The organism is Halorussus amylolyticus (genome assembly GCF_004143485.2).
Taxonomy (GTDB): Archaea; Halobacteriota; Halobacteria; order Halobacteriales; family Haladaptataceae; genus Halorussus; species Halorussus amylolyticus.
Window position 1 is genome coordinate 155,546 of sequence record NZ_ML974134.1, and the last position, 12,012, is coordinate 167,557.

General features: G+C 66.5%; 9 protein-coding genes. 6 read left to right on the forward strand and 3 right to left on the reverse strand.

Annotated elements, in window-relative coordinates:
* Window positions 1–9 precede the first annotated feature (9 nt).
* Window positions 10–1,176, forward strand: coding sequence for an MBL fold metallo-hydrolase (locus tag EKH81_RS11610; RefSeq protein ID WP_162224606.1), 1,167 nt, complete (start codon window positions 10–12; stop codon window positions 1,174–1,176).
* Window positions 1,177–1,178: 2 nt separating this feature from the next.
* Here EKH81_RS11610 and EKH81_RS11615 read toward each other — a convergent pair whose 3' ends face one another.
* On the reverse strand, window positions 1,179–1,598 hold the full coding sequence (locus EKH81_RS11615) for a hypothetical protein (RefSeq protein WP_132057618.1): 420 nt from the start codon (window positions 1,596–1,598) through the stop codon (window positions 1,179–1,181).
* Window positions 1,599–2,119: 521 nt separating this feature from the next.
* Between EKH81_RS11615 and EKH81_RS11620 the strand changes: the two genes are divergently transcribed.
* A complete protein-coding gene (locus EKH81_RS11620; protein ID WP_132057619.1) occupies window positions 2,120–2,713 on the forward strand; it encodes a flavin reductase family protein in 594 nt (197 codons plus the stop codon).
* A complete protein-coding gene (locus tag EKH81_RS11625) occupies window positions 2,710–3,528 on the forward strand; it encodes an AAC(3) family N-acetyltransferase (protein ID WP_132057620.1) in 819 nt (272 codons plus the stop codon). The genes EKH81_RS11620 and EKH81_RS11625 overlap by 4 nt, the downstream gene beginning before the upstream one ends.
* Before the next feature lie 5 nt (window positions 3,529–3,533).
* Here EKH81_RS11625 and EKH81_RS11630 read toward each other — a convergent pair whose 3' ends face one another.
* On the reverse strand, window positions 3,534–3,866 hold the full coding sequence (locus EKH81_RS11630; RefSeq protein WP_132057621.1) for a 2Fe-2S iron-sulfur cluster-binding protein: 333 nt from the start codon (window positions 3,864–3,866) through the stop codon (window positions 3,534–3,536).
* A 548-nt stretch (window positions 3,867–4,414) separates the two neighbouring features.
* Here EKH81_RS11630 and EKH81_RS11635 point away from each other — a divergent pair.
* A complete protein-coding gene (locus EKH81_RS11635) occupies window positions 4,415–5,785 on the forward strand; it encodes a geranylgeranyl reductase family protein (protein WP_132057622.1) in 1,371 nt (456 codons plus the stop codon).
* A 118-nt stretch (window positions 5,786–5,903) separates the two neighbouring features.
* Here the strand turns inward: EKH81_RS11635 and EKH81_RS19375 are convergent, their stop codons facing one another.
* On the reverse strand, window positions 5,904–6,053 hold the full coding sequence (locus EKH81_RS19375; protein WP_202935127.1) for a hypothetical protein: 150 nt from the start codon (window positions 6,051–6,053) through the stop codon (window positions 5,904–5,906).
* A 164-nt stretch (window positions 6,054–6,217) separates the two neighbouring features.
* Here EKH81_RS19375 and EKH81_RS11640 point away from each other — a divergent pair, with 164 nt between their 5' ends.
* Window positions 6,218–6,637 carry a Rieske (2Fe-2S) protein gene (locus tag EKH81_RS11640; protein ID WP_132057623.1) on the forward strand — a complete coding sequence of 140 codons (420 nt, stop codon included), beginning with the start codon at window positions 6,218–6,220 and terminating at the stop codon, window positions 6,635–6,637.
* 175 nt (window positions 6,638–6,812) lie between these two features.
* On the forward strand, window positions 6,813–11,876 hold the full coding sequence (locus EKH81_RS11645; protein WP_132057624.1) for a S8 family serine peptidase: 5,064 nt from the start codon (window positions 6,813–6,815) through the stop codon (window positions 11,874–11,876).
* Window positions 11,877–12,012 lie beyond the last annotated feature (136 nt).

Consider the following 12,012-nt stretch of genomic DNA (forward strand, 5'->3'; position numbering starts at 1 on the left):
TCGCCCGCCATGACAGACGAATCGCCCGAAACGAACGAACCGTCCGAAACGCCGTCGGTGTCGGCCGAGGAACTCCACCGCCGAATCGCCGCGGGCGAACGCGTGAATCTGCTCGACGTTCGAAACCGTGAGGAGTTCGAGTCGTGGCCCATCGAAGGCGAGTCAGTGGACGCGACCCAGATTCCGTACGCCGAGTTCGTGGCCGCGAAGGCTCGCGGCGAAATCGCCGAGTTCGCCGCCGACCGCGACCTCGCGGAACCGACAATCGCGGTCTGTCCTCGCGGCGAGGCCAGCGCCACCGTCGCCGACCTGCTCCGCGAGGAGGGCATCGACGCCCGAAATCTCGCGGGCGGGATGGAGGCGTGGGCCCGGGTGTACGCCGCCACCGAACTCCCGGTCGCGCCCGCGGACGCGTCCGCGGGCGCGACCGTCGTCCAGTACGACAGGCCCGCGACCGGATGCCTCTCGTATCTGGTCGTCTCGGGCGGGGAAGCCGCGGTCGTGGACCCGCTTCGGGCGTTCGCCGACCGATACGTCGCCGACGCGCGGGCCCGCGACGCCGACCTCGTCTACGCCATCGACACCCACGTCCACGCCGACCACCTCTCCGGAGTGCGAACGCTGGCCGAGACGACCGCCCGCGGCCTCGAATTCGACGCCGAACTCATCGGCGACGGCGACGAGATTTCGGTCGGTGACGCGACGTTGACCGCGCTCGCCGCACCGGGTCACACCACCGAACTCACCGCGCTCCGACTCGGAACGGTGTTGTTCTCGGGCGACGCCCTGTTTCTCGACAGTTTCGGCAGGCCCGACTTGGAGCGCGGCGACGATGGCGCGCGCGACCTCGCGGCCACGCTCTACGACACCCTGCGCGAGCGCCTGTTCGCGCTCCCCGACGAGACGCTGGTCGCGCCCGGCCACCGCACGTCCGGCGCAGAACTGGGCGACGATGGCACGTTCACTGCGAGACTCGATGCGGTTCGGGACCGAATCTCTCTGGCCGACGACCGCGAGGCGTTCGTCTCGCGCGTCACGGAGTCGCTTCCGCCCCGGCCCGCGAACTACGAGCGAATCATCCCGGCGAATTTGGGGCGCGAGGACGTTGACGACGAGGAGGGGTTCGAGTTGGAACTCGGGCCGAACAACTGCGCTGTGGCGGCCGAGGGCGAGTGACGCTACCGACTGCGTAGCGGCTTCGGACGGTCTCGAACGTCGAGAAACAGCGAGAGCGACGTGAGTATCAGCCCGAATGCGAACTGAAGCGGGTGGAGCGTGAGTCCGCTCAGGCAGGCACCCGCTTCGAGACACCCCGCCCTCGGACGAAGGCCGAAAAAAATCGTCGCCGCGAACCCGACGGTGACGCTGAGGGCACCGAGTCTTCGTATCCAACTGTCCATCCGTATCGCACGAAGCGCCTGACATACTCCGAGGACTCCGAGCAGCAAGTACGTTCCGAGTATCAAAAAGAGGTAAAAGTCCGGAACCGTCCACCTCCAAATCGCGACGTACGCCAGTATCGGTATCACTGCGATGCCGGTACTGGTGAGTAGCGAGAACGCCACGCTACGACTCGGCGACTTCGCAGTCGGGTTCATCTACCGTCCTATCTCAGGAGAACTTACATATACCTACTGTCGAACGCGCTCGGATCACGTTCGAAAAACTGCGCGACCGACTACGCCGAATCGCTCTCTTCGTTCGTCTCGCTCGGCGACCATCTCCTTTCGGCGATTTCGTGCTTCCTCGGCTTTGTCGTCGGCCATGTGTGTGAGTTGGCTCGGGATACGTTTTGGCTTGGTGGTCGGATTTGAAGACGGCGATGTGGACCGACAGAACGCCTCCGCCACGAATTACGGACATAGCGAAGAACGCCTCGAAAGCCCCCGCCCGGTCGCGGTCGTTCAGCGACTAAACTGCACGCGACCGGGCGGCCCCTTTCAGTCCTCCCTGCGGATTGTGTCACCGGCTGTTTCCGGTGGACTGTGTCACCGGCCGATTTCGGCGGTTGTGTCACCGAGCTACGCCGTCCGTTCACGCCGTCTCGCTCAATATATTGTTACTTCGCACCCGCGGCCGCGACCGCAACCCCTTCATTTCCGCGCCCCGTTTCGCGGGTATGGAAATCGACCCGAGCGAGGAGTCGTCGCTCTACCGGACCCTGGCGGGCGCGGTCGTCCCCCGGCCCATCGCATGGGTCAGCACGACCGCCCCCGACGGAGTGGACAACCTCGCGCCGTACAGCTTCTTCAACGTCGTATCTGTGGCTCCGCCCGTCGTGATGTTCGCGCCCGTGAACGACGACACCGCGCCCGAGGGCCTGAAGGACACGCCCCGAAACATCCGGGCGACCGAGGAGTTCGTGGTGAACGTCGTGACCGAACCGCTCGCCGAGGCGATGAACGCTACGAGCGCAACCCTGCCAGCGGGCGAGAGCGAGTTCGACCACGCCGAACTGTCCCGAGCCGACTCGCGCGTGGTCGCCCCGCCCCGAATTGCCGAGACGCCAGTCGCCTTCGAATGCTCGCTCTACGAGATGGTCCCGGTCGGCGACTCCACGATGGTCCTCGGCGAAGTCGAGTGGGTTCACATCGCCGACGAGGTGACGACCGACGGCAAACTCGACGTGACGAAACTCGACGCCGTGGGTCGGCTCTCGGGGAGTTTCTACACGACCGCTCGCGACCGATTCTCGATGGAGCGTCCGCCATGACCGACGAAGCGGCGGCCATCGAGCGGTCCGACGAACCGGTGACGGTCGAGCGTCTGGTGGACGACCTCCGAACCCTCGGCGTGGCTGCTGGCGAGACCGTGGTGGTCCACTCGTCGCTGTCGGCGCTCGGGTGGGTGGTCGGCGGGCCGCCCGCCGTCGTCGACGCGCTGCTGGAAGCCCTCGCGCCCGACGGGACGCTCGTGATGCCGACCCACTCGACGCAGTACACCGACCCCACTGACTGGGAGAATCCACCGGTCCCCGACGACTGGATGGACACGATTCGTCGGTCTCGACCGCCCTACCGTCCCGCCATCACGCCGACGCGCGGGATGGGCGCGATTCCGGAGTGTTTCCGGACCTACCCCGAAACACTCCGGAGTCGCCACCCCACCTACTCGTTCGCGGCGTGGGGCGCGAACGCCGAGGAAATCGTCGCCGACCACGGATTCGACCACGGTCTCGGCGAGTCGTCGCCGCTCGCGCGGGTGTACGACCGCGAGGGGTGGGTCCTCCTGCTCGGCGTCGGCCACGACAGCGACACCTCGCTCCACCTCGCCGAACACCGCGCGGACTACGAGAAGACGGTGATGACCCAAGACGCGCCGGTCCTCGTCGATGGCGAGCGCAAGCGAATCGAGTTCGCGGAACTCGACTACGACGACGCCGACTTCGAGGACGCCGGGGCGGCGTTCGAACGCGATTGCCCGAACGACCTCGCGCGCGGACGGGTCGGGTACGCGAACGCGACCCTCCTCGACCAGCGCGCGCTCGTGGACTACGTGAGCGAGTGGCTCGGCGAAAACCGGGCGTGAAAAGCTTAGTCGTCGTCCGCGGCGGCCGTCTCGGTGGTCGCGGCCGACTCGTCTTCGATGCTCGGCGGGTACTTCCCGCGGTCGAGTTTGAGGTCCGACTGGGGTCGAGCCATGCACGTCAGCGCGTAGTTCTCGGCCTCCTCGTCGGTCAGCCCTCGGGCCGCAGGCTGGGTCACGTCGCCCTCGACGATTTCGGCCGAGCAGGCCAGACACATCCCGACCCGACAGGAGTACTCCTGGGCGATGCCCTCTTCGATGCACTTGCTCAGGATTGTCTCCGTGTCGGAGACCTCGATGGTCTCGCCCGTCCCGACGAACTCGACGGTGTACTCGGTCATACGCCCGGATACGAAACTCCGACACTTCACTCTTTATCCCCACCCGCGAGATGTACGTCGAATCGTTTCGGGTTCAGTGGTTCGTCACTCGTTCTACGTCACAGCACCGAAAACTGCGAACAGCCAGAAGGCCCCTGTCAGGCCGCGGTGCGGATGCGGTTCTCACTGGCTCAAGCAGTCGCTCGCTTCTTCGTTTCACGATGAACTTCGCCGCTGTGTTGTGGAAAGCCCCGGCCCCTTTCTTTGCACCGTAAACACTGGAGTCCAGAACAGCCAGAAAGCCCCCGCCCGGTCGCGGTCGCTGAGGCGGATATTTCGGGCCTCTCCGCAACGCCCGGCCCGAAATAGAGCCGACTCAGACGACCAAGGTAAACGCGACCGGGCGGCCCCTTTCAGTCCCTCCCTACGGATGATTCACCGGCAGATTCCCGGTGGTTTGTGTCACCGGGCGCGACGACCTCGCGCCCGCCGCCCCCGAGATTGGGCGCGGCGGGCGGCGCGAGGTTGCGTATAAAGAGTTTTGCCCTCTGCGTCTCGTATCCGAATGTATGGCTACTCACGAGTACGATATCGTCGTCGTCGGGGCGGGGACGGCCGGGTGTTACACCGCCGCCACCGCCAGCGACGCGGGCTACGATGTCGTCGTGGTCGAGCGAAAGGACGAGGAGGAAGCGGGCCACATCGCCTGCGGAGACGCTTTAAAGGGCGCGGACGCCTTCCCCGAGGCTATCCCGAAGTCCCAACTGGAGTCGTCGTTCACCAACACCGACGTGGACCACGGCCGATTCGAGATTCCACAGGAGAACACGGTCCTCGAAATCCCGGTGCCGGGCGAACTCGCGGTCATCGACCGGTGGGAGTACGGCCGGTCGGTCATCGAGGGCGCGAAGCGCGCTGGCGCGGAGTTCCACTACGACACCGTCGTCAAGGACGTGACCCAGCGCGAGGACGGCCGCGTCACGGGCGTCCGGGGCAAACGCGACGGGAGCGTCCAGCGGTACAACGCCGACGTGGTGGTGGACGCCGCGGGGTCGCTGTCGCTCCTGCAGGACAAGACCGACCTCTCGGACGCTACCTTCGACACCAACGTCACCTACTCGCAGTTCTGCTCGGCGTACCGGGAAATCGTCCACGTCGAGGAACCGGTCGAGTGGTCGGACGCGCTCGTGTTCAAGCCGACGAAGCGCGCCGCGGGCTACCTCTGGTACTTCCCGCGAACTGACACCGAGATTAACGCCGGACTCGGCTTCCAGATGAACGAGGAGCCGATGAAACTGGTCGAGGACCTCAAGCAGGACCTCCGGAATCGCCCGGAGTTCGCGGGCGCGACGGTCGAGGACAAACTCGGCGCGGCGCTCCCGACTCGGCGACCCTACGACTCGGCGGTCGCGCCCGGCTTCATGTCGGTCGGCGACGCCGCGGGCCACGTCAACCCCACCACGGGCGGCGGCATCGCGGGCGCGGCCTACGCGGGCAAGTACGCGGCCGAGGCCGCCATCGACGCCATCGAGGACGGCGAGGTTTCGGAGGCGAACCTCTGGGAGTACAACGAGAACGTGATGGACCACTTCGGCGCGCGCTACGCCGGACTCGACGTGTACAACATCTTCTCGACCGCGGTGGACGTGGACGACCTGATGGGCCTGCTCGGCGCGCTTCCGGCGACCAAACTCGCCGAGGCGCTCTACTCGGGGAGCGCCAACGTCGGGTGGTGGCTCAAGATTCAGACCGCCATCAAGGCCATCGGCCACTGGGACCTCGTGACCGACCTCTACCGGACGAAGTCCCACGCCGACGACCTCATCGACCACTACGGGTCGTACCCGAACTCGCCCGACCGACTCTCGGCGTGGCAGGCCAAGCGAGACGCCATCATGGACGACATCTACGCCACGACCGGCGCGGACCCGAAGTACTGAGCGCCGAGGGAGTACCGAGCGCCGAACGGAGTGATTTTCGACGGTAGGAGAAGCGGCGACGGCGACCGCGATTCGCGAGGCGAATCGCGGTCGCCACTGCTGATTCTGTGCTCTGGTTCTATTCTTCGACCCGCTCACGGAGGTCGTCGATGTCCTTCTCCAACCGACTCATCGCGGCGTCGGCGTCGATGTAGCCTCTGTCGTACTCGGTGTACACTTTGCCAGCGTTTTGGAGGAACTCCTTGACTGCGTCTTCGGTATCGCTCATACGCCCACGAACGCGGGTCGCCGAGTTAGGTCTGGTGCATTCGGGTTGCGGTCACGCACTCGCCGAGGGAGGCGGTCGGGTCGGCGACGCCGACCCGACCGCGCTCGCCGAACGAAAATCGGTATCGAAAGGAAGAATTGGCGTCCCTTCCCTCCCTCGAACTGATGGACGCAGGCCAACGCATCGCCGCGGTCGAGGACGTGCCCGCCGACACGACGTTCCTGTTCACGGTGCGCGACACCGACTCGGACGAGGAAGACGAAGCGATTCTGACCCGACTCGACGACGGAATTTCGGGGTGGGTGAACCGATGTATGCACTTCACCCACATCCGCCTCGACAAGGGGTCGGGCGCGCCCACGCGCGACGGCGAACTCGTCTGCGCGAACCACGGGGCGATGTTCGAGAGCGACACGGGTCGCTGCACGTACGGCCCGTGCGAGGGCGCGTCTCTCGATAGCATCCAAATCGAGGTTCGAGACGACGCCGTGTATCTCACTGACGACGACTACGAGTTCGTCCGCGAGGGCGAAATCGAGACCGACCCCGCGGACCTCTCCTCGACGTCGAACGTCGAGTTCTGATTTCGCTCGGGGAGTCGTTCCGAATCAGAACTCCCGAACCGCTTCCGAACGCGAACCCGGCCGTCTATAGGATTCGGTTTTGCGAAATTTGAAAATATCTAAAAATACTATCCATAAACTCTTTAAAATTATAATATAGTGTCTGTGGTATGGCTTTCGAGCCGAGACACAACGCATGAGGAAGAGAACAGCTACCACGAACGACGAATCCGTACCGTCAGTCTCACGGCGGCGAATTCTGCAGGGAACCGCGGCGGCGGGCGCGTTCTCGCTGTTTCCGATATCCGGAGCGAGCGCGGACGGTCCGACCGAAGTCGTCGTCCGGGCCGAGCAGGTCGATATCCCGTTCTCCTCATCGGACTCCACGGTCGACCGACTCAAGGCGACGGCCACCGAGAGCCAGAAGCCCATCGTCGGGTACGTCGAGCGAACCGACGGCTTGGAGGTGAAAAATCAGTTCTGGCTCTCGAACTCGCTTCTACTCGACGTCGAACCCGAGGAGTTCGACCCCGAGACGCTGATGGCCCAGAAGGGCGTCGCGGAAGTCCACGCCAACAGCCAGTTCGAGATTCCGGACCCCGACGCGGCGAGCGCCGACGCCGAGGAGACCGACGTCACGTACGGTCTCGAACAGATGGGCGTCCCGGAAGCGTGGGACACCTACGGCACGCGCGGCGAGGGTGCCAAAATCGCGGTCCTCGACACCGGCGTCGACCCCGACCACCCGGACATCGACATCGCGCCCGAGAACTTCTCAGAGTTCGACTCCGACGGGAACGAGGTCGATTCCGACCCCTACGACTCGGGATACCACGGCACTCACGTCAGTGGGACCGTAGCGGGCGGCGACGACTCGGGAACCGCCATCGGTGTCGCCCCGGAGGCGGAGCTTCTGCACTCGCTCATTCTACCCGAGGGCGGCGGGTCGTTCACGCAGATTATCGCTGGCATGCAGTGGGCGGTCGAGCAGGACGCCGACGTCATCAACATGAGTCTCGGCGCGTCGGGCTACTCGGCTCAGATGGTCGAGCCGGTCCGAAACGCCGAGGACGCCGGGACGCTCGTCGTGGCCGCGGCTGGCAACGACGGTCCCGGCACGTCGGGGTCGCCCGGCAACGTCTACGACAGCTTCGCGGCCGGTGCGAGCAACGAGGCCGAGGAAATCGCGAGCTTCTCGGGCGGCGAGACCGTCACCACCGAGGACGCGTGGGGAAGCACTGCGCCCGACGAGTGGCCCGATTCCTACGTCGTCCCCGACGCGGCCGCGCCCGGCGCGGACGTGTTGAGTTCGTACCCGGTGGACCACAGCGACGGCCCGTACAACGCCATCTCGGGCACGTCGATGGCGTCGCCGCACATCGCCGGTCTCGCGGGGCTGATGGAGTCGGCCTCCGGCGGAGGCTTCTCTCCCGACCGGATGAAGAAAGCGCTCACGGCGACGGCCTGGAAGCCCGACGGAGAACCCGACAACCCCGACACCCGGTACGGCCACGGCATCGTGGACGCGGTCGCCGCTGTCGGCCGACTCGCGGCCGACAGCGGCGTGACCGGGACCGTCACCGACGCCGACGGCGCGCCCATCGAGGGCGCGACCGTCGAAATCGCCGGCTTCTCGACCGAGACCGACGCCGACGGCGAGTACGAAGTCCGTGCGACGAGTGGGACCTACGACCTCACTGTCGACGCCTTCGGCCACGCCAGCCAGACCGTCTCGGTCGAAGTCGACGACGAATTCCTCACGCGCGACTTCACGCTCGCGGACAACCTCGCAGTGACGCCGGTCACCGACCAGCCCGACGGACTGGAGGCCGGTGAGTCGTTCGACGTGGAAGTCGAAGTCGCCAACGCCGAGACGCTCACCGCCGCGCTCGTCGGGGATTACGAGGGCGACGCGGCGATTTCGGTAGACGGCGAGGCCGCCGAGTTCGACGAACCGGTCTCGCTCGACGGACCCGTGTCCGACACCGTGACCGTGACGGTCGAGACCGGAGCCGACGGCGTCGGCGACCTCGACCTCGAACTCACGCTCGCGGGACTCGGCGAGACCGTTTCGGTCACGACCGGCTCTACGTCCGTCTACGCGGACTCGGTCTCGGTCGGCATCGTCGACGACTCGGGAGCGTACGGTGCCGACGTACAGAGCCTCCTCGAAGCCGGGACCCACCCGCGGTACGATTTCGCGACGCTCGACGCCGCGACGGCGCTCGCGGCCGCGACCGACCGCGAGCACGACGCGTACGTCGTCCAGAACCTCGGCACTGACGACGACCTCGTCGCCGAGTTCGTGGAGGTCGGGTCCGCACCCGAGGTCGGTGTCGTCTACCTCGACCAGTTCGGCGAGGCCAGCGAGGGCGTCTCGCAGATTTCGGACGCCACCGGCGACCCGAGTTCCACGACCGACGCGTACGTCGAGTTCGAGGCCCCGCCGGTCAACTACACGGTGGACCGCGACCACCCGGTACTCGACGGTATCGCCGAGGCTGGCGACTCGGTGACGGTCAACGAACCCGACTCGGTCTCGTCGGGGTTCTACTCGTACGGCGGTTTCCACTCGCACTTCGAGGACTACCGCGGTCCCATCTCGGGCACGACGCTCGCAGGGGTCGCGCTCGGGGCGGCCGAGTCGGGCGACGCGCTCGCGGTGGACGACCTCTCGCGGGTCGTCGTCGCCTCGTCGCTCGGGGTCGGCGAGTACGTCGACCGGGACGCGTTCACCGACGACGGCCGCGCGCTCCTCGCGAATCTCGTCTCGTACGCCGCACAGACGCCGCCCGTCGCGGTCGTCGAGACTCCGGCCGAGCGAATCGCACCGGGCGAATCCGCGACCGCCGAAATCGAGGTCTCGAACCTCCTCGAGGTCGCGTTCGACGTCTCCGGCCTGCGGTTCATCGACGAGAGCGACCTGACGCTGTCGGTCGAGGGCGAACGGGTCGGTCTCGGCGAGCCGATTACCTACGACGAGCCAATCGACGGCGCCGTCGAGGCGACCATCGAGACGCCAGCGGGCGAGGTCGGCCAGTTCGCGCTCGACATGCGAGTCGTCTCGCTCGACGACCGCGACCGGGAGGTCGAGACGGCGGCGACGTTCCGCCCGACGACCGCCTACGAGTCGCCCATCGAGGTGCCGAATCAGCTCGACGACCTCCAAGCCGCGGTCGATTTCGTCACGTCCGGCGACGAGGTCGTGGTCGGCGGCGGCACCTACGAAGTCGCCGACGAGCGGGGCACCCAGACGGGCCTGTACGTCGGCACGTCCGGCGTCACGATTCGCGGTGCCGAGGGTGCCACGCCCGAAATCGTCCACGCCGACGACCTCGACTCGCCGAACGTCGTCAACGTCGCGGCGGACGACGTCACCATCGAGAACCTCTCGGTGAACGTCCTCGGCGGCGAGATAGACCCGAAGAACGAAATCGGAAACGCCGTTCGAATCGGCGAACTCGTGACCGGCACTACGGTCCGGAACGCGACCGTCGCCGGGACGGCAGGCGTACTTCTCGGCCAGGATACGTCCGACCTCCACGTCGAGGACATCACCGTAGTCGATAGTGACATCGGCGTCGGAACCGACGTGAACGGAGGCGGTCCGGTCGCGAACGCGACCATCACCGACGTCACGTTCGAGCGCCCGGCCGAGTCCGGGTGGGGCGGCGTCTACGTGGAAAACGCCGACGGAGTCACGGTGACCGACTCCGACATCACGTACGGCGAGGGCTACCAGGCGGGCGTCCTCGTCTGGGGCGACTTCGATGCGAGCGACGACAACCGCATCGCCGACAACACCATCGTCGGTCCCGACGACGACGACCCGGACACCGACACCGACAACGGCATCTTCGTTGACGAGGCCAACGTCGAAATCGAGGGCAACGACATCGCCGACGCCAACGTCGGAATCCGCGTCGGCGACTTCGGCTTCGGCGAACGCGACGTGTCCATCGAGGGCAACACCGTCGAGAACGCCGCCACCGGCTACCTCCAGACCGGCGACTACGTCTCGCTCGAAGGCAACGTCTTCGAGGCGGAGACGGGTCTCGATGTCGGAGGCGACTTCTACGGCGTCGATGCCGACGCTGTCGTGGCGCGACACAACGACTTCTCGGCGACCGACGTGCCGTTCGTCGGCGACCCGTCGGACGGTGCCACCGCTCCCACCGGCCCGTTCGACTTCCGGCTGAACTACCTCGGCGAGCGGTCGTACGACGACACCATCGCGGACGGCGACGCCGCCTACGACCCGTTCCTGACGGCACCGCCGGAGGAAGTCGAGGCGTCCGAACCGACCCGAATCGCTACCGACCTCTATCTCGACCCGGACGGGTCGTACGGTCTCGGCATTCCCGGCCCGACCGACAGGACCATCTACGAGATTCTCGGCGTCGAGAGCTTCCGTGAGTTCGCGGGCGACCTCGAATACTGGCACGAGGAGTCCGGCAAGTGGAAGCGCGTCACCGGCCAAGGGAAACTGAAGTACGTCGAGACGCTGTCGGCGTTCAAGGTCACGCCCGACGAGGGCGTGCGCGCGGTCGTGGACTTCCGAACGCGTGAGGACACGCCGCCGGGCCACCACGAGTCCAATCCGGGAACGACCACCCTTCAGAAGGGTTGGAACGTCGTCGCCGCACCGCAGTACGGCGACGCGAGCGAGGTGTTCGACGCCGACGCAATCGATGAGGTCGCGGACGAACTCGATTCGCCCGGCGGGCAGTTAGGCGAGGGCGACGTGGCGGCGTTCACCGGCTACAAGGTCCGTGCAAGCGAGAGCGCGGAGTTGGCCGCCGGACTCGACGCCTACGCTCCGACGATGACCGACCTCTACGAATCGCTCGGACTCGACGCCGACATCCACGACGGCGTCGGTCCCGACGCCGACCCGACCGAGACGGACGTGACGGTCGCGGACGTACTCGACGCGGTGTCCGACGACGAGGCGACCGACGCGGTCGCCTCGCTCGTGGGCCACCGCATCGGCCAGCGCCTCGAATCGGTCGGGGACGCCGAGACGGCGGCCGACGAAATACGGTCGGTGGCGACCGAAACGGTCGAAGCCGCACCGTCGGGCGACCGCGCCCTCGTCGAGGACGCGGCCGCCCGAGTCGCCGCCCTCGCGTTCCGGACGACGGTCGGCGCGGTGTCGGCCGAGGAGGACGGTGACTTCGCCACCGAATCCGCGCGAATCGCGGCCGAGAACGGCGGCGGCGCGACCAGCGCGCTGTCGGTGTTCGGACTGTCGCTCTGAGCGGCGAGTCGAACTTCGTTCGGCTTTCGGGTCGAATCGATTCGAAGCGAATCGATTCGAATTCGAGCTTTTCTGTCGGTGCGGGATTTTCGGCTCCGCGAGCCACTCCGAGGACACTGTCGGCACTGGCACGGAT

What these genes read in the sequence shown, in the direction of transcription:
- EKH81_RS11610 (WP_162224606.1), top strand. Translation starts at nt 10, where the DNA reads ATGACAGACGAATCGCCCGAAACGAACGAACCGTCCGAAACGCCGTCG.
- EKH81_RS11615 (WP_132057618.1), bottom strand. Translation starts at nt 1,598, where the DNA reads ATGAACCCGACTGCGAAGTCGCCGAGTCGTAGCGTGGCGTTCTCGCTA.
- EKH81_RS11620 (WP_132057619.1), top strand. Translation starts at nt 2,120, where the DNA reads ATGGAAATCGACCCGAGCGAGGAGTCGTCGCTCTACCGGACCCTGGCG.
- EKH81_RS11625 (WP_132057620.1), top strand. Translation starts at nt 2,710, where the DNA reads ATGACCGACGAAGCGGCGGCCATCGAGCGGTCCGACGAACCGGTGACG.
- EKH81_RS11630 (WP_132057621.1), bottom strand. Translation starts at nt 3,866, where the DNA reads ATGACCGAGTACACCGTCGAGTTCGTCGGGACGGGCGAGACCATCGAG.
- EKH81_RS11635 (WP_132057622.1), top strand. Translation starts at nt 4,415, where the DNA reads ATGGCTACTCACGAGTACGATATCGTCGTCGTCGGGGCGGGGACGGCC.
- EKH81_RS19375 (WP_202935127.1), bottom strand. Translation starts at nt 6,053, where the DNA reads ATGAGCGATACCGAAGACGCAGTCAAGGAGTTCCTCCAAAACGCTGGC.
- EKH81_RS11640 (WP_132057623.1), top strand. Translation starts at nt 6,218, where the DNA reads ATGGACGCAGGCCAACGCATCGCCGCGGTCGAGGACGTGCCCGCCGAC.
- EKH81_RS11645 (WP_132057624.1), top strand. Translation starts at nt 6,813, where the DNA reads ATGAGGAAGAGAACAGCTACCACGAACGACGAATCCGTACCGTCAGTC.